Below are 18,218 nucleotides of genomic sequence, written 5' to 3'. Positions count from 1 at the left end.
TTGGCTAAGAAGAAGTGGACATATGAAACAATAAAAGAATACATTGAAGGACCAGAAGGAAATGGATGCAAATTACTTACTAAACCTTGTGATTACATTAATGCAGAAAGTGTGCTTGAAATCCGGTGTAAGTGTGGGAATATTTTTAATACTAAATTTAGAAATTTTAATGCGAAAATAAAACCTAAAAAACAATGCAATGAATGTGGGAAGTTAATTAGAACATTAAAAACAAGAATACCATATGAAAAAATAAAATATTTTATTGAAGTTGAAAGTAATAGTGGGTGTAAATTGCTTAGTAAAGAATATAAATCTTATAATGAAAAAATGTTAATTCAATGTAAATGTGGAAACACATTTCTTGCTAGTATGCGTCAATTCAAAAATAAAAATAAACGTCAATGCAATGAATGTAGCGGGCGAAAGAGATGGGATTATGAGTCTGTTAAAAAGTTTGTTGAAGAAAATTCAGAATGTAAATTAATAAGCACATCTTATAAGAATTGTGATGAAAAATTAACATTTCAATGCAAATGTGGAAAAATTTTTAAAACAACTTTTACACATTTTAAAGAAAGTTATGGTAAGCGTGAAGGACAAAAACAATGTCCAGAATGTGGAATTAACAAACAAAAATTGAAAAAGAGAAAACCTTATGAGGAAGTAAAAGAAGAAATTGAATCAAACGGTTGTGAATTATTGACTCCGCAAAATGAATATAAAGGCACTCAATATAAAGTTAAAGTTAAATGTAAATGTGGAGATATTTTTGAGTGTTCGCCAAATACTATGAAAATGTACAATAAATATCAATGTAATAAATGCTCAGGAAAACAAAAACTTACTTTAAAAGAAGTTAAAGAATGGATTAAACATAATGCTCCAGGATATGAATTCCTGTCTAAAAAATATAAAGGTGTTGACTACAAATATGAAATGAAATGTCCTAAAGGTCATATATTTAGTAAACGATTTGGTCATTTTTATCATGGTGGAGATCGTTGTCCAGTATGTATAAGCTCATCAGGTGAAAACGCAATTGTAGAATATTTAACAAAGCATAATATTGATTTTAAACGACAATATTCATTTCCTGATTGCAAGAGAGTTCAGGTTTTGTATTTTGATTTTGCAGTATTTAATCAAGGAGAATTATATTGTTTAATTGAATTTGATGGACAACAACATTTTGAACCATGTGGTTTTGGATCTTCAGAAGAAGAGGCTCTTGAGAAATTTAGAATTCAAAAAGAATGTGATGAAATTAAAAATAAATACTGCAAAGATAACAATATTCCACTTATTCGTATTCCTTATTGGGAGTATGACAATATTGAGTCAATCTTAAATAAAGAATTACAATCTATAAAGAAAAAAGATGAATTGCATTTCAAAGACCTCTTTGAATGGGGTAAATATTTGCAATCTCAAAAAGAGGGTGATTCAATTGGCATTTGATAATTATAAATTTACAATTAGGCTCCCATCTGGGGGCATTAATTCTTCTGACAAAACAGACAATGAATGGGATCAATACATTGTTAATAGTACATTAAATGGAGCTATTTCAACACCAGGGGATAATAATGTATGGAATTGGAGTAGAATTTATTCTTGGACTTCTACAGTTAATACTAGGGGTTCTGATTACAGAACTGTTAGAGGCTCTTCGTCAGTATCTTATAGTAGCGATTCAACATCTAATTGGATATCTGTTTTCGGTGGCTTTCGTCCAGTCCTATTAATCGAATCTCTCTATACACCTACGGTGAAATATTTATTTGAAGATAATGGAGAAGTGAAGAAGTATGATCGTTACAAGAATTGCTACCAATTCAACGGAATAGATAATTCATTAGAGGTTCCTAATAGTAGTTCTTTAACAATCGATAGTTTTACAGTTGAAGCATGGGTGAAAGTTCCATCAAATGGTGTAGGATATCTCATATCAAATGATGCTATTAGCATTAGTGTAAAGCCAACAGAAGTATATGTAATACTAAAAACACCAACAGGTGGAACTTATGAAAGCTATACATTCCCAAGCATTGCAAATAAATGGAGTCATATTGCTGTCTCATTCATGAATAATTCATTTCTAACGGTGTATCTTAATGGCGTGAAAGTTAGAACATCAACGAATCAAAATAAACACAAAAGCATAACTTCTACTTGGCATATCGGAAAATATTATACTGGATCTTACTTTTTTGAAGGATTGGTTGCAGATTTACGTATATGGAATTATGCAAGAAGTGAATCAGAGATTGTAGCCAACATGAAATCTTTACTTAATGGCACAGAGAGTGGATTGATTTTGTATTATTCATTTATGGAACCAACTGTAATAGATAAAACAAGTAATAAAAATAATCCAACTATCATAAATGCAACATATTATCAAGATAGAGATATAAGCAATAGTGATCCTCATGTTATTAGTGAATGGGTTACACTAGGCTTATCTCCTGCTACGGAATCTATGTTTTTAACTGATGGCATGGACGATTTATCTATAATCGATAATAATGCATTACAACAATTAGAAAGTGATACTCCAAAATTATTAATGTATATTGATGATTCAAATAAAACTTCTGCTTCTGTAAACTTAACAGCGGTTCCAAAAGGACAATTAATTTTCCAAGAAGGAGATATTGATGTAAGCGCAGGAGTAGAAAGTTTATCTGTAAATGCTACTGTTCAAAATTTAAGTACTCTTAAAATTATTGCAAGTGTTGATGGCGGAGTAACATGGAAAACATTTAATGGTGCTACGTGGCAAACCATTACTCCAGATGCGGCAAGTGTCAAAGCAAATGGCATGACTCCAGATGTGGTCAATGGATTAACAAAAGAACAAATTAATGACTTATTACAAGGTAGCAATACATTGCGTTTTGCTTATTATTTAGAACAAGATCAATTGAATGATGTTGTTAATGTTGATGATATTTCCATTACTGCATCACCGGTGGCTACAGAAACACCAACTCTTGATTCAATTAAAATTGTTTATGATGAATTGACTATTGAAGGCCGTATGCAAGATTTAGAAAGAATTAATGCGATCAACATGGCAAAATTGCAGTTCAAAAGTAATGCGCTTTTGCAATCCGATAAATATAAGCTCCATGATTTAGTCGTAGATACCTTTGAATCTATATCTGGAGTAGATATTTCAAATACAAATGCAGTGTATGATGCAATAAATAAAGAATTTATATATGATACATCAGATGGTGCTCCGGCTGTTCAGGAAGTTGTCTTACAAGAAGAAGATTTGCCAGTTTACTGTAAGAAATTTATGTTGCATACTGACCATGATGGAAATATTGATTATGAATATTCATTAGATGGTGGTATGACATGGAATCCAATTACTCCATTTACGATTATCGATTTAACAGGGCAAACAGGAACAAAATTAAAAGTGAAAGCAAAATTAAAAGATTCTACTGCCAAATTACGTGGAATTGCTTTTAGTTGGGCATAGGGGATTTTCCATTCCCTTGCCCATGTTTTATAATATTTGTGTAATACAATACAAAAAGGAGAGATGAGAAATGAAGAAAGATATTGATCAAAAAAGAAAAGAATTATGGAGACCTTTCATTCAAGCGAAAAACAAATTAGTTAGTGTTGTAGCAGCTAGAAGAACTGGAAAAAGCACAGCTGTTATTCAAAAAGCACTACAGCATAAAGAAAATACGTATATTGTATATAGCCATCGTTTTACAAAAGAATTGAGTTTACAAAAAATGATTGAGTGGCTTAACCAAAATAAAATTCATGCTACGGTTCATTTTCGACCAGGACAACCTACTGAATTAGACCTAAAAGATTTTAAAATTTATATGACATATATTGATAGATTAGTAGAGGTGATGAGACAAGATAATTTTGCTAAAAACGTTCACTGGATTTTTGAAGAACCAGAATTATTTGATGAGACATTAGAATATATGGACAGTATAGACATGTTTGATCATGCATTGTCAGTTACATTAATCGGAACGTATCAAACCAAAAAAGATACATTTACTAAACAATTTCATCAATTGGCTGAAAAAGAAGGGTACGCTCAAGTGATTGATATATATGATTCTGGTCTTTTTTCTTCAAAAGAAATTCGAGAAATCAAGAAATGGTATTCCAATCCGGAATTATTTGAATTAGAATGTTTGTGTTTAAAGCCAAGAAAAAATAAAATCCTAAACTTCATAAAATCAACTTATCATAATATATTCCCAAGTCTATCTTAATGAACATGATCCTTTTGTTAAAAAAGGGGTGAAACATATGGATGTCATTTCTTTGAGTAAAGCTACAAAAGCGAAAAAATTCATTAAAAAGCTTCAAGACCGGTTAGGAATGAATGGGACCGAACAAGGAAAAGATGTTCGTGATATATATGCCAATGTAAAAACACGTTTAGAAGAATTGGAGAAAAAAGATCCTCATATCACTTTATATAACCGGGTATCTGAAGTAGAAGCCAATACAGTAATTAATTTAAACAAACACAACTTGCATATTAACTCCATTTTAAATAAAAACAAATATGGATTAACGGATTTAGCATTTGATGATTTTGGTGATGACAGTGGAATTGATTATTCCAAATCGACTGGTCATGAATTTGATGCGGCTGGCCGAAAAGTAAAAATTGCAAATGGACAAACAAAAGCAGAAGTAGTGACAACAGCAGAGGAAACCAATGTTGTGCCAAGAATGATTACTGTTTCTCAAGCATTTAATGAAATATTAACAGGTGAAAGTCAAGTAGATTTAGTAAATGGTACACATACAAATACAGAAGTAGTCAATGGAAAAATTCAATTAAAATTAAAGGATGTTGTTCATGGAGGCTATAACAATGTAACTCCAGCAATGACTTCTAATAATACACCGACTCCATATGTTGTAAGTGGAGGCGGAGATTATACAAATGTATATAAGGCATTTGATAACTCATCATTAACATCATGGTATCCTGGCACAGTTCCAACCTATCTTACTCTTGATTTTGGAGCTGGTAATGAAAAAATCATAAAAAAATACAAAATTGTAGCAAATGGACCATCTGCACCAAAAAATTGGACATTACAAGCTAGTAATAATAATTCAACTTGGGTAACATTGGATACACAAAATAATATAACGAACTGGTCAACGAATTTTAATGAATTTGTTATTGATAATAATCAGTCCTTTCGATATTACAAGTTAAATTTTACTGCAGATAATGGATGGGGAAATATCAAAATATTTAATGTTTGGTTTTATGAAGAGGGAATGTTTAATCTTTACCCTTCAACTGGAACATATGAATCTCCTGTATTAGATTTAGGAGATAACTTTAAAGATATTGTGAGAATCGATCAATTAATTGATATTCCTTCTGTTACAACAGGACAAACAGCAGCTAGTGTAAAACTTTATACTTCTACTTCATTTGATAATATTACATTCTCTGATTGGCAGCCAGTGAATCTAGATGGAACCATTGTTTCTCCCTCAGCAAGATATATCAAAATCAAAGTGGAACTCATCGCTGGAAAAGAGGAGCAGATTACCGATATCTTGTCATCTGTAGAATATGACCCATCCAAAGCAATCATGAGCAATAACACATATTCATTAAGAGATCAAAACATTCTTCTTAAAATGATTCCAAATATTCATAATGCTGCACCTATCGAATATGATGAAGCACAAGTAAGACAAGAAAGTTATTATTTTGTACTAAATGGAACTTACAAGTAAGGAGGAATAAAAGATGGGAGTATCTAATCACACAGTAGTTATTAATAAAAATAATGAATTATGGGCTTGGGGGTATAACGGTTTCGGTCAATTAGGAGATGGAACTACAGAAAATAGAAACACTCCAACCAGAATTGGGACTGATACAGATTGGAAGCAAGTGGCGGCAGGAGGCAATCACACTATTGCTATTAAAAATGATGGAAGTCTTTGGGCTTGGGGGCATAACAGTTCCGGTCAATTAGGAGATGGAACTACAACAAATAAAGCTACTCCAACCAGAATTGGAACTGACACAGATTGGAAACAAGTGGCGGCAGGATATAGTCACACTGTTGCAATAAAAAATGATGGAAGTCTTTGGGCTTGGGGGCATAACAGTTCCGGTCAATTAGGAGATGGAACTACAACAAATAAAGCTACTCCAACCAGAATTGGAACTGACACAGATTGGAAACAAGTGGCATGTGGGCAATATCACACTGTTGCAATAAAAAATGATGGAAGTCTTTGGGCTTGGGGGTATAACAACTACGGTCAATTAGGGGATGGAACTACAACAACACATAGAAGCACTCCAACAAAAATTGGAACTAATACAAATTGGAAACAAGTGGCGGCAGGAGGCAATCACACTATTGCTATTAAAAATGATGGAAGTCTTTGGGCTTGGGGATATAACTACTACGGTCAATTAGGGGATGGGACTACAGTAAATAAAACTACTCCAACCAGAATTGGGACTGATACAGACTGGAAACAAGTGGCATGTGGGTATGATCACACTGTTGCCATCAAAAATGATGGAAGTCTTTGGGCTTGGGGGTATAACGGTTCCGGTCGATTAGGAGATGGAACTACAATAAATAAATATACTCCAACCAGAATTGGGACTGATACAGATTGGAAACAAGTGGCGGCAGGAAGCAGTCATACTGTTGCTATTAAATTGACACTAGATGTATACGGTTGGGGGAATAACAACTACGGTCAATTAGGAGATGGAACTACAACAAATAGAAACACTCCAACAAAACTATCTCTTACTGATGCTGTTGCTCTGATGAATGAATTAGTTGAAAAAACATATCTAGTCAATGTACCAGTTCATTTAATCGCAACTTGCAATGCTCTTGATCTTCATAAGCTTCGAATTAGATCTAAAATTCCAGTTGGTACAGGAATAAGATTTTTATTTTCTACTGATAAAATAAACTGGAAAGCTTATAATTCATCAACACTTACATGGGAGCCGGTTTCTCTGGAGCAAGCATTAACACAAGGAATGACAAAGGAACAAGTAGAATCTTTAGATGAAGTCGCATTAGCTCCGTATAAAAATATTCAATTTTATGTAGCGATTACAATGTGGACTGAAAAAGAGAATGAAACACCAATGTTTATTGGAATTGATGGGTTTATAGATGCTTATACTTCAACTCCTTCGATTCAATCTGTTTCTGTTCAATATGAATTATTAGAATCTGAAAAACCAAAACTCTATGTATCTCGTGATGATGGAGTCACATGGAAAGAAGTGCAGCCTGATACATTAACAAGCTTAGAAGACTTGCCAGAGGGAAATAAATTGCGAGTCAAAGCAGTTTTATCCAATGGACAAGAATTACATGCATTATCGTACTCATGGATTTAAGAGGTGATATATATGGATATAATCTCTTATGGTATTGCCAGTAAAGCGGCGAAACAAGAACAATATATACGAAATGATGTATTAGGCATTGGCGTTGAAGGGACTCACCCTCACGTCAAAGCCCGCATTGATAATTTAGAAAAAGCAATTCAAGGAGTTGTCGCACAAGCGGATAAATTGATTATAAATGATGCGATCAATATTATGAAAGCTCATGCCAAATTAAATGCAGTAGCAAAAAGTATGAAATATAAGATGCATAATATGATTTTTGATGATTTATTGGATTTAAGTGGTATTGATACGACAAAAAGTAGTGGATATGTGCATGATGCAACTAATGGGATGTTAAAATCTGCTGGTGGAAATTATGTGATTGAAACAAAAGAAGAGATAGCAGATACAGTTCCTTCAAAAATTGTATTAACCGTAGAAGAACAAAAAGATTCTATTGTAAGTATTATTCCTGCAATGACAAGCAATACTTCTCCAACAGGTTATTCTGTATCAATCAAGTCATCAACAGGGCAATATGCCACTCCTGCTTATTATGCATTTGATAAAAACGAAAATAATGATTTTATGCCAGGAAATTATATAACAAGTGTAACATTGCAAATTGATTTGCCTGCACCTGAAAAAGTAGATAAATTAACTGTTAAAATTGGTTCAGCAGCCTATTCAGTAACTTGTGCTCCAACCAATATTGTGCTAAAAGGATATGATTCAGTTACAGGTTCGTGGACTCAGCTTGGTGTTTATAGTGCATCAGGATGGACAGCAGGGATGAAAAAAGAATTTGCTGTAAATTCTGCTAAAAGCTATGCATCATATCAGTTTATTGTTAATGGAACCAATGGAGGTTCAACTTTACACTTTAATGAAGTTGATTTACTAAAAGTTAATAATCAAACAGGAATACATGAAGGAAATTATTATATTTCTCGTAATAATGGGTTAGTATGGGAACCTATTACACCAGAAATATTATTTTATTTCAATGATAATATTAGTCCGAAAGATAATAAAATCCGATTAAAAGCAGAACTTCCTGCTGATGTTCAATTATTAAATTACGCATTAACATGGGCATAAGGAGGAATTGATATGGCACAAACAGGTGTTGTAAAACAATTACAAGAAGGATTAGTTTTTGAATGTTCACTCGCAGAACAATGTAAAGCACTTCATAATGGACAATTACCAGCAAAGAAAAATTGCTTATTATCCGTAGACCATGGCGATCGCTGTCGAGCATGGGATAATCAGCATTTCACATGGCTCATTCACAAAGATCCAAATCTCATTGAACAACTATAAGGAGGAATATCGCATGGCACGCCAACGCATTAGTTTAGTACCTGATGAAGTAAAGCAAGAATTAGTATTAGAATCTAAAATTAGAAACGGAGAAATTAATCCAGAGAATTTTCATCAACTGACTCCAGAAGAACAACAAAAAGTGCAAGAAATCTTATTCAAAATCGCTTCGGATAAAGTGAATCCAAGCATTGGGGCTTCTACTTTGGAATTTGTTGTATTTGCATTCATGCGTATTGTTTATAAACAATTGAAAGGATTGGCATTAACTGCGGAAGATCAAGAAATTAAAGAATCGCTTGAGCGTATTATGCAAATGCATCAAATTACAAATGACAATATTTCCAAGCAAGATTGGTATTTTGATTATATGAAGTACGCAGAGGAAAAAGCTCAAGCAATTCTTAAAAATCGAGAGGAACATGTGCAACGAAAACGAAAAATCATTGGAGAAGTGTAACAGAATACAATAATTGAATTTGATAGCCATTAAACTTCAATTATATAATAAATTAGACATAGAGGGGAGGAGTTTAATTGCATATTAAAACCGGGGACATTATTTTAGTCCGTGGAAATCACCCCATTATTTCGCCGTTAATTCGATGGTTTACCAAATCAGAGTACACACACGTTGGTCTTGCGGTTAATGCTGATTTCATTTATGAAATTGATGTAGGAAGACGTTTAGCAATTAATCCTTTAACTTATGAGAACTTCGATGTATTTCGTTACAAATATGGATTAACAAAAGAACAAAAAGAAAGAATGAAACAATACGCTATTGAAAAAGCGAAACAAAATCGAGGATATGATTGGCTTCGAATTTTTAGCTTTGTATTAGAAAAGATATTATCTCACCCATTTTTATGGGATATAAGCAACAGAGAAATTTGTTCAGAAATTGTAGATGAAATTTATATGTCTGCCGGTATTGATTTAATTCCTGATCGTGAAACAGGAAATATACGACCTGGTGATTTAGTAAATTCTCCTGTATTGGTAAAAGTGTGTTCTTCTGCAGATCTTTCTGCAGATGCTTATAAATCATTTATCAAGTAAAGGGGTGAATAATTCATGCCATTAGAGTCCCAATATTCGGCTCAAGTCAGTGCCATGGCGTTAGATGGATTGGCTCCTGCTCAAGTAACAGGATTACAATTTACTGTAGAACAAGGTAAAGTCAATCTATCATGGGATCCTGTTACTACAACAGCTCTATTTACAGATCAGTTTACTGGTGATGGCGCAAATACATCTTTCCAATTAACTTATCTAGATGTAGCGGCAGGATACTATACTGTACAAGTAGATGGAGTGCTACAAACAGAGGGAACAGACTATACAATGGATTTAGTTAATGGTGTCATCACATTTACAACAGCACCAGCTGATCAAGCCAATATTGAAGTGGCTTATCGTCAAAACTTGAAAGATCTCGCCGGTTATCGAATTTTCCGCAAACGGCCATCTGAAGGTGCATTTACGGTTATTGGGACTGTTGCATCTACTGTAGATTCTCAAACAACCGTATTTTCAGATACAACTGCTTTAGATGGATGCACTTATGATTATGCAGTAGCAGCTATTGATGATGAAGAGACACCAAATGAAGGACAAAAATCTGCAACGATTCAAGTAAAAACGGTTCCTTCTGTACCTCAAGGATTAACGGCCACTGCATACGATAAGAAAATTGTGCTTCGTTGGCAATCAGTTAAAGATCCAGAAAATCCAGATCTCAACGAAAACTTGGCTGGATACAATATCTATCGCTCCGAAACAGATGGTACTGGCTATGTGAAAATTGGCATGGTTGCAGATACGGAAACCGAATTTGAAGACACAACTGTTGAAAATGGAAGAACATATTACTATGTTATCACCGCATTTGATAACAGCTTATAATCTGAAAAATAGCGTATTTGGCTGTATAGCTGAATACGCTATTTTTTGTTATAATGTAAGTAATGTGTTACGAGATTGGCATTATGAAAGCCCCTGACTTTAGTCACGGGGATGAAATAATGCTGTTATAATAATTTTAATTATTAGATACTTGCAATATATCTAATATTTTGTATAATATGTATTAGATAGGAGGTATCTATCTAATGTCTAATGATAAGTATATTTATAAAAAAGGACTTGTTTATCTAAATCAATATCATGTCGTATTTTGCCCAAAGTATAGACGTAAAGTATTAGTTGGAGATATTGAAAAAGATTTAAGAAAAATTTTTTATGAAGTAGCAAAAGAAAATGACGTTGAGATTAAAGCGCTAGAAATCATGCCTGATCATGTTCACATGTTTATTTCTTGTGATCCTAGGCAACATATTCATAAGTTAATACAAGCATTCAAAGGACGTAGCAGTCGAATATTAAGAGAGAAATATCCATCATTAAAAAGTAGGCTTCCTTCACTTTGGACTAGAAGTTATTTTTGTTGTACAGTTGGACATCTTTCAGAAGAAGCAGTAATAAAATACATTGAAAATCAAAAGAATGTATAAGAAGGTGGTGATTTATGAAACTAACAGTTAAATTTAAAATACTTCCAACTAAAGAACAAGAAAAATATTTAACCGAAATTTTAAAAGAATATATATCGACAGTTAATCGCATTGTTCAAGTAATGATTAATACAAAGCATATAAAGTTAACATCAAAAGATATTGAAGCTAATTTACCAAGTGCAGTAAAAAATCAAGCTATACAAGATGCTAAGAGTGTTTATAAGAAATACAAAAAGACAAATAAGTTACCAATTTTAAAGAAACCAGCATGCATTTGGAACAATCAAAATTATAAAATTACTGATTGTTTAAGTTTCCCTGTTTTTGTTAATGGAAAAACTAAAAGAATCAAAGTAAAGATATTATTAACTGATTATCAAAAACAGCAATTAAATAATAAGTTAGGCACATTAAGAATAACTAAAAAGTCGGGCAAATGGATGGCTCAAGTAGCTGTAGAAGTTGTTGACAAACAAAATAATAACGAAAATATAATGGGCGTAGATTTAGGTTTAAAAGTGCCTGCTGTAGCAGTAACAAGTAATGGCAAAACAAGATTTTTTGGAAATGGTAGACAAAACAAATATATTCGACGTAAATATAAAGTATTACGTCAACGGTTAGGAAAAGCTAAGAAGTTAAAGAAAATAAAACAAATAGCAGATAAAGAACAACGATGGATGAAGGATCAGGATCATAAAATTAGCAGACAAATTGTAAATTTTGCGGTAGAAAATAACGTTTCTGTTATTCGTTTAGAAAATTTAACGAATATCAGAAACACGGCAAGAACAAGCCGTAAAAACGAAAAGAATTTGCACACATGGTCATTTTATCGTCTCTCTAAATACATTGAGTATAAAGCAAATCTGGAGGGTATAAAAGTCGAATATGTAAATCCTAAATACACAAGCCAAAAATGTCCTAAATGTCAAACATTAAATAAAGCAAATGACCGAAAATACATGTGCAAATGTTGTGGGTATAAAACTCATCGGGATCGAGTGGGTGCATTCAATATTATGTATGCACCTGTGGCAGATGGTGTAGCTTAAAGCGATAGTCTGCCAGCCTAAGCTGCTATATGCACTGGCTTAGGAGGGGTGATGGCACACCCTTAACTCTGGGGAACTACGGATGTCAGAAATGGCATACGACTACCACCAGAGAATCCCCTGACTTTAGTCACGGGGAGTGTCAAATAGTTAATTGAGGTGATGATAATGAGTTATGAAATAACTCATCAAGATATTCATATTATTAGTGAACAGCCGGTTACATGGGAACAAAAGAAGGAACCGCTATATAAAGACTCTCCGATTTTAGAAACTCAGGAACACCCATATTATCGAGATTATCGACCGACAGCATTGCAATTCGAATTGTTTTCTAGCACAGTAACACAATCTATTCAAATGGAAATTCCATATCAAAATCGGTTAACAGCATTGGAAGCAAAACATTCATTGGTGTGTAAATATGATGAACAAAAACAAGGATGGCAACCAGTAGAATATATTATAGATACGAAAAATAAGAAGATTATTATCAAAGCGAACGAAGTTGGATTATACGGAGTGTTTGTTAATTATTATTGGTATTCTTCATATACTCAAGAATTAGCAAATGAATTTCCACGTTGGAGCCGTATTCGAAAAACCAAAGAAAGTACAGGGCAGCGTTTTTTGAATTTCTTTGGCATTCAATTTGAGGAAATAAAAGAATTTTTAACATGGATTTCTGAACAAAAATACATCGGTACAGCAGATATTCATGTATATGATTGGATTTACATGTATGAATTAATGGAAGTAAAACAAACCGATGAGATACAAATATGGTATCAAAACAATGGTGTGCAAGAAACTGTTCAAGCTTTTGACACATTACGTGAGTTCTTTTTCAATCCTTCTAATCAAGGCGGTATCATTGATTATGATAAACGCCGTTTTTATTCGAAAGTAGAATATCCTTCCTTATGGTTCCGAGTTCAACGAGAAGGACAGGTATATGAATTTGAAAGCAAGCCAGTTCCTTTTCATGTATGGAATTCGTTAGATGATATCGGATTATTAGTAGGAGTTAGACGATTATACTTAGAACCCAATGTATCGTTCAAAGAACGCATTTTAGATGTATTTCGTTATCCTGCCAATACTTCAGACGAAGGATTAACCAATGGCATTGCAAGAGAATTAGACATGGTGCAACGAATTGCATGGAAAGATGATAGTAAAGCATTTTATTTAAAAAACAAATCAGGATTATATATTGATCCACGCACATTACGAGTAGACGGACAGCCGCTAAATGAAGATCAATATGTAATTGATGAAGAAAGCAACATTTTAATACATCCTCTTTACCAAGGAAAAGAACATACAGTCAGCTTTATTCCTGGTATTGAGAAATATGAATTGCATGATCGGCAAAATGAAAAATTGCATCGAATTTTATTTCTCCCTAATGGGCAAGCAACAGAAGCATTTCGCAACTGGGTAAAATACATTCGTACCGTGGCTCCAATTATGTGGGATGAATTTCGATGGGATGAAGGATTTTGGGATACGATTGATAAGAATCTGACCGGAGTAGGTTATCTTCCAAACATGTGGGATTCGGATATTGAAGTATGGCGAGACTATACCTTTGATCCGAAACGATGGGAGAGTGAAAAAATATGGTGAAAAAGAAAGAAGATTTTCAAGCTATGTACAATCCAGATCCGATATTGGATCAAGATGAATTAGCTAATCAAATTCCACCTAACTATCAAGACGATGAACCTTGGGTTGATAAAAGCAAGAAAAAAGAATATATCGAAAGCAACGGACATTCTACGCTGTTATATACAAAAGGAAAAGGAAGCGAATCCAAGGTTCATGCTTTTCGTTCCGGTATTGGAGATAATGATGATTTGCTTGTTAAAAAGCCAAATCAAGAGGAAGCCAACGCTTCTTTTCAATATGGAGTTCGCTTGCGTGGAAAGAGAAAACACGAAACGATGATTTATCCAGAAATCTCATTTCAATATGGAATTCATTACAAAGGGGATTTATACACAGAAGACAATGAACAAGAATATGAACATCGAGTAGACGCTTATCCAGGAAAAAGCATGGAATTTACTGTTACACAAGAAAAACCGCTTCCTGTAGAAAGAGAGTGGGAAGCTGAACTCACGTTAAGTACCATGCTTCCAAAAAAAGATTATCGATATGCTGTGAAATGGGAAGGATTATATGAAGTAAGCACAGTACAAAATGCAGCTGATTTATTTACAAGTAAAGAAGGATATTTCATGGGTCCAGGACCTAACGATGTATGGAAAAAAGATGGCACAATTGTAAAAGAGATTGACAACCGATCACATTTTAGTGGCATTGTGGCAAAAAGCTTTTATGAGTGGGATAATTATGAGGTAGAATTTGATTTTAAACCTATCAAAGCTACAGGACTTCGAAATGACCCATATGCGAGACTAATATCTGGCGGAAAAATTTATTCCATGCCCGGAGCGGATGATGATATTCTAGGCTTTATCTTTAGAGCAAAACAAGAAAATGGTAAAGTAAATGATTTTTATATATTCTTATGGGAAGCAGATACACAGGTTGTCAGTTCTTGGCGGCCAAAGAGTTTAAATGGTTACAATGTTTTAACAGGAAATATTACACCACCATATTCTCATGATAAAGCAGAAGCACAATATGCAAAATACATGACATCTTGTTCACTATCTGATTTAGGTATCAGTAATTACTATAGCGGCATGCAATTAACAAGCGCTCAACTTCAAAGATGGAATAACTATGTTAAAAACAATGGATGGGGAACCAAACATGCTCGTGTATATCGAGTCACTAATGGAGTTATGCAAGAAGTACATTTGACTCCGAAAGGGCCAACTACTGGTTGGAAACAAGACTGGTGGAATATGAATATGATGAATAGCGTTAAGATACGTTTAACAGGCAGAAGAATAAAAATTTATACACAAAGTTATAAAATTGGAGATTTTGATGATAACAATTATAAATTAGTGTATGAATTTGATGTAGCACCTGGCTTTGAAAAAGGAAGTGTTGGCTTAGCAACATTTTCTCAAGCAGTAGAATTTCATCGTATTCGTGTTTCATATTGGGAGCCAATGTCCGGGCGCATTCCAAAAACAGGTTATAGTACTACTAATCATAGTGGAACTATAACTATAGCCAATAGTGCATATGATTATGTAAAAAATGATGCAAAAAGCAAAGCAGGAAACAAGCCATTTGAAATTACAAGCGTGACTGGCGAAGAAGATCCTGCAACAGCAGGTAACGGGTCTATCTCTGTTAGTGGAGTGTATGGTCCGATTAAAGTATCTACAATTAACCCTCCAAATGCTGGTCAGATTGAACAAGTAAAATTAAAGAAAAGCGGCAAAGTGACCATTAACCCAGATCAGAAGAATCCATTGACTGCAAAGATTGTGTTTAGTTCCATCAATGAGATTTTTGGTAAAGAAATTAATCAGTGGTTAGTACAACATCCTAACTATACTATCGTCAGCAAAACATTAAATATTATCAAACCAACCAAAAACGATAAAGATTGGGATTTTGAAGGCGAAACATTAAAAATGTGGAATTCTAATCCAGAAGTAGTGATCACTAAAAAAGAATTCACGAAAAAAGTATATGCATATGAAGGATGGAAAAAAGTTCTTTCTTTAAAAGATGAGTTTGACGGCAATCCATGGTCTATTTATCGTTTAGAATGGCGAGAAGAAACGGTGAATCCTGATTATGATACAATTGAATTGGTGGGGAAATGGCCAGATGGATATATACGCATGAGAACAACAGAATGGTATGAAGGTATATATCCAGCAGATATTTCTAATACCGGAATTGTAACCAACCAAAAAGATATCTTGGTGGCAATTCCTCCAATGCCAGAACATTATGTGCATCCTGTCACTAGAGAAGTAATGTATCATGGACATGAAGATGTTCATTTTCTATTAGTGCAAATTAAACCAAAAACAACAGACGAAGTATGGATGGGATTTGAATCTTCATTTGATCAATACAATACCAAAATTACAAAATCACCGATTAATGTGATTAATGGAAAACCAATTATTAAAACAGATAAAATCAATGATCGTGTTCGCATTCATTGTGCTCCTAAGCCACGATATGAACCATGGACATCTGGAAAATATATTGGATATGGAAAAGTCAATGGAAAACGGCCGTATTTTTCTAAAGACAAAGGAAAAGCAGACATGGTAAACGTGCCAACCAATGTTGTGTTTTTACCAGAAGGGTTAACAAACGTGCAAGGGCCATTCATTGATGTAAGCGATCCACGTGTCACATACACCATTAATCCAGATAAAACCGTAACATTTTCATCTAATTACATGGATAAATATATTTGGTATACAGATTGGTATTCCTCATGGATAGAAGATCAACGAGCATATCAAATTAATAATCAAGAAATATTAACGATTTCTTCTCCTATTCCTATTTCCGTAACATCCAATGATCATTATGATGATAGTGTGATCCTTGAAAAAGTCGAAGTGTTTAGCAGCAATCCGTTTGTTACAGTATGGGCAGAAAACACCAAAGACATTAAGTTATCTCCTGATGGCTCATTTTCTGATTACATCATTAAAGCAAAAATAAAAGAATCTATGCCGCTTCCATGGCATCCAATGATTCACAATGGGTATTATTACTTCAATGAAAAAGAACATTACTTATACGCTAATAAAATTCATCATATAAAACGATTAAACGTGGATATTAAAAATCATGAAACTACGATTTCTCCTCGGCCGCAACAAGGTAGCCCAATTATTGTGAGAGATAAAAGTGGGCGTGTATTAAGAAAGGTAACTTTCTATGATGAAAACTGGAATTTGACATTTGAAAACAAAGAAGTATTTAGCGGCAATGGGCATTCAAAATATTATTTGAGTTATAAGGATATAGATCCGGCAACATTAAAAGTAAAAGTAAACGGAACAGAAATAACGGACTTTATCTGGAATCAAGAAGAATCTAGTCTGCAATTTATGAAAACACTTGGATTTAAAGATATCATCGAAGTTACTTATTGCTTGTTATATAGCTATATATTAGAGATGAATGATGATGTAGAAAATGATGTGGCAAAAATAAAAATTTATCCATCACATGATCCGTCATTGTTAGATGGATTAGAAATTATTTATGAAGCAAGTAAAGACACTCCATTTTATCGTGCTCAAGAAGTTGTCATGAATCCGATATTAAATCATAATCATCGAGGATTCTTGTATATTACAAAACAAACAGTACAGTATCCAAAACTGGTATATATTCATGTATCACCAAATCGAATTGGCACTAGTGGTCTTGAAAAAGTATTAATTACTGGTATCATTAAAGATGATAAGGAAAATCCAATACCAAACAAACAAGTTCGCATTTATCGAGATGGTACAGAAGTATACACAGGCACTACGAATGAAGCAGGAGAAGTTTACTTCTATGATCAACCGCCAGTACCGGAAAGTAAGGTAACACATTACAAAATTGAATGCGAAGGAATTGAAAATCACTGTTTGTTAAACTTCTTTGTTCCAAATAAACCAAGACGAAGCTTCATTGAAATGAAAGCAGGAAAATCAGCAATATTTGCTGGACAAAATGACATTGTAACCATTGAATGTACATTAAGAGATGATGATTGGTACATTATGAACGGCAAAGAGATTGTCATTTCTTATACAGATACACATGGTAATACCGTTACACAAACCAAAACAACAGACCAAAAAGGAAAAGTATATCTTACTCTATCTGGAGTTTCTGAAAAACAAGGAGTCATATTAGTAAAAGCATCTTATGATATGGGAGAAGAAACAACAGAAAACATGTTATATATCAAGGTCATTGGAGGATAACTCC

At 33.6% G+C, this 18,218-nt stretch carries 14 protein-coding genes; all 14 read left to right on the top strand.

Annotated elements, in window-relative coordinates:
- Window positions 1-1,461, top strand: a complete 1,461-nt coding sequence (locus B9L23_RS07650; RefSeq protein WP_089097190.1) for a hypothetical protein — start codon at window positions 1-3, stop codon at window positions 1,459-1,461.
- Entirely contained in the window at window positions 1,451-3,499 is a 2,049-nt protein-coding gene (locus tag B9L23_RS07645) for a LamG domain-containing protein (RefSeq protein WP_169712530.1), read from the top strand. Before B9L23_RS07650 ends, B9L23_RS07645 begins: the two co-directional genes overlap by 11 nt.
- A gap of 70 nt (window positions 3,500-3,569) precedes the next feature.
- Window positions 3,570-4,268 (top strand): hypothetical protein, encoded by a 699-nt coding sequence (locus tag B9L23_RS07640; protein WP_089097188.1) that lies wholly within the window; start codon window positions 3,570-3,572, stop codon window positions 4,266-4,268.
- Window positions 4,269-4,305: 37 nt separating this feature from the next.
- Window positions 4,306-5,772 carry a discoidin domain-containing protein gene (locus B9L23_RS07635; RefSeq protein ID WP_089097187.1) on the top strand — a complete coding sequence of 489 codons (1,467 nt, stop codon included), beginning with the start codon at window positions 4,306-4,308 and terminating at the stop codon, window positions 5,770-5,772.
- 13 nt (window positions 5,773-5,785) lie between these two features.
- Window positions 5,786-7,426, top strand: coding sequence for an RCC1 domain-containing protein (locus B9L23_RS07630; protein ID WP_089097186.1), 1,641 nt, complete (start codon window positions 5,786-5,788; stop codon window positions 7,424-7,426).
- Window positions 7,427-7,438: 12 nt separating this feature from the next.
- Entirely contained in the window at window positions 7,439-8,521 is a 1,083-nt protein-coding gene (locus B9L23_RS07625) for a hypothetical protein (RefSeq protein ID WP_089097185.1), read from the top strand.
- Between the two features lie 12 nt (window positions 8,522-8,533).
- Window positions 8,534-8,746 carry a hypothetical protein gene (locus tag B9L23_RS07620; RefSeq protein ID WP_089097184.1) on the top strand — a complete coding sequence of 71 codons (213 nt, stop codon included), beginning with the start codon at window positions 8,534-8,536 and terminating at the stop codon, window positions 8,744-8,746.
- Between the two features lie 13 nt (window positions 8,747-8,759).
- Entirely contained in the window at window positions 8,760-9,206 is a 447-nt protein-coding gene (locus tag B9L23_RS07615; RefSeq protein ID WP_089097183.1) for a hypothetical protein, read from the top strand.
- 77 nt (window positions 9,207-9,283) lie between these two features.
- A complete protein-coding gene (locus B9L23_RS07610) occupies window positions 9,284-9,808 on the top strand; it encodes a C40 family peptidase (RefSeq protein WP_089097182.1) in 525 nt (174 codons plus the stop codon).
- A gap of 15 nt (window positions 9,809-9,823) precedes the next feature.
- The gene (locus tag B9L23_RS07605) at window positions 9,824-10,654 is read left to right on the top strand and encodes a phage tail fiber domain-containing protein (protein ID WP_089097181.1); all 831 of its coding nucleotides are present in this window, start codon (window positions 9,824-9,826) and stop codon (window positions 10,652-10,654) included.
- Window positions 10,655-10,860: 206 nt separating this feature from the next.
- Complete coding sequence (tnpA, locus tag B9L23_RS07600) at window positions 10,861-11,262, top strand: IS200/IS605 family transposase (RefSeq protein ID WP_089097180.1); 402 nt, start codon at window positions 10,861-10,863, stop codon at window positions 11,260-11,262.
- A 14-nt stretch (window positions 11,263-11,276) separates the two neighbouring features.
- Window positions 11,277-12,320: an RNA-guided endonuclease InsQ/TnpB family protein gene (locus tag B9L23_RS07595; RefSeq protein ID WP_089097179.1), complete on the top strand. Its 1,044-nt coding sequence runs from the start codon at window positions 11,277-11,279 to the stop codon at window positions 12,318-12,320.
- 168 nt (window positions 12,321-12,488) lie between these two features.
- Window positions 12,489-13,952, top strand: a complete 1,464-nt coding sequence (locus tag B9L23_RS07590) for a low copy number virion structural protein (protein ID WP_245842315.1) — start codon at window positions 12,489-12,491, stop codon at window positions 13,950-13,952.
- Window positions 13,946-18,214 carry a hypothetical protein gene (locus tag B9L23_RS07585; protein WP_089097178.1) on the top strand — a complete coding sequence of 1,423 codons (4,269 nt, stop codon included), beginning with the start codon at window positions 13,946-13,948 and terminating at the stop codon, window positions 18,212-18,214. Before B9L23_RS07590 ends, B9L23_RS07585 begins: the two co-directional genes overlap by 7 nt.
- Window positions 18,215-18,218 lie beyond the last annotated feature (4 nt).

Source organism: Parageobacillus galactosidasius, assembly GCF_002217735.1.
GTDB classification, from domain to species: domain Bacteria; phylum Bacillota; class Bacilli; order Bacillales; family Anoxybacillaceae; genus Parageobacillus_B; species Parageobacillus_B toebii.
The sequence above is the reverse complement of the archived record's forward strand: the minus strand, read 5'-3'. Positions and strand labels throughout refer to the sequence as shown.

What these genes read in the sequence shown, in the direction of transcription:
- B9L23_RS07640 (WP_089097188.1), top strand. Translation starts at nt 3,570, where the DNA reads ATGAAGAAAGATATTGATCAAAAAAGAAAAGAATTATGGAGACCTTTC.
- B9L23_RS07635 (WP_089097187.1), top strand. Translation starts at nt 4,306, where the DNA reads ATGGATGTCATTTCTTTGAGTAAAGCTACAAAAGCGAAAAAATTCATT.
- B9L23_RS07630 (WP_089097186.1), top strand. Translation starts at nt 5,786, where the DNA reads ATGGGAGTATCTAATCACACAGTAGTTATTAATAAAAATAATGAATTA.
- B9L23_RS07625 (WP_089097185.1), top strand. Translation starts at nt 7,439, where the DNA reads ATGGATATAATCTCTTATGGTATTGCCAGTAAAGCGGCGAAACAAGAA.
- B9L23_RS07620 (WP_089097184.1), top strand. Translation starts at nt 8,534, where the DNA reads ATGGCACAAACAGGTGTTGTAAAACAATTACAAGAAGGATTAGTTTTT.
- B9L23_RS07615 (WP_089097183.1), top strand. Translation starts at nt 8,760, where the DNA reads ATGGCACGCCAACGCATTAGTTTAGTACCTGATGAAGTAAAGCAAGAA.
- B9L23_RS07605 (WP_089097181.1), top strand. Translation starts at nt 9,824, where the DNA reads ATGCCATTAGAGTCCCAATATTCGGCTCAAGTCAGTGCCATGGCGTTA.
- tnpA (WP_089097180.1), top strand. Translation starts at nt 10,861, where the DNA reads ATGTCTAATGATAAGTATATTTATAAAAAAGGACTTGTTTATCTAAAT.
- B9L23_RS07595 (WP_089097179.1), top strand. Translation starts at nt 11,277, where the DNA reads ATGAAACTAACAGTTAAATTTAAAATACTTCCAACTAAAGAACAAGAA.
- B9L23_RS07590 (WP_245842315.1), top strand. Translation starts at nt 12,489, where the DNA reads ATGAGTTATGAAATAACTCATCAAGATATTCATATTATTAGTGAACAG.
- B9L23_RS07585 (WP_089097178.1), top strand. Translation starts at nt 13,946, where the DNA reads ATGGTGAAAAAGAAAGAAGATTTTCAAGCTATGTACAATCCAGATCCG.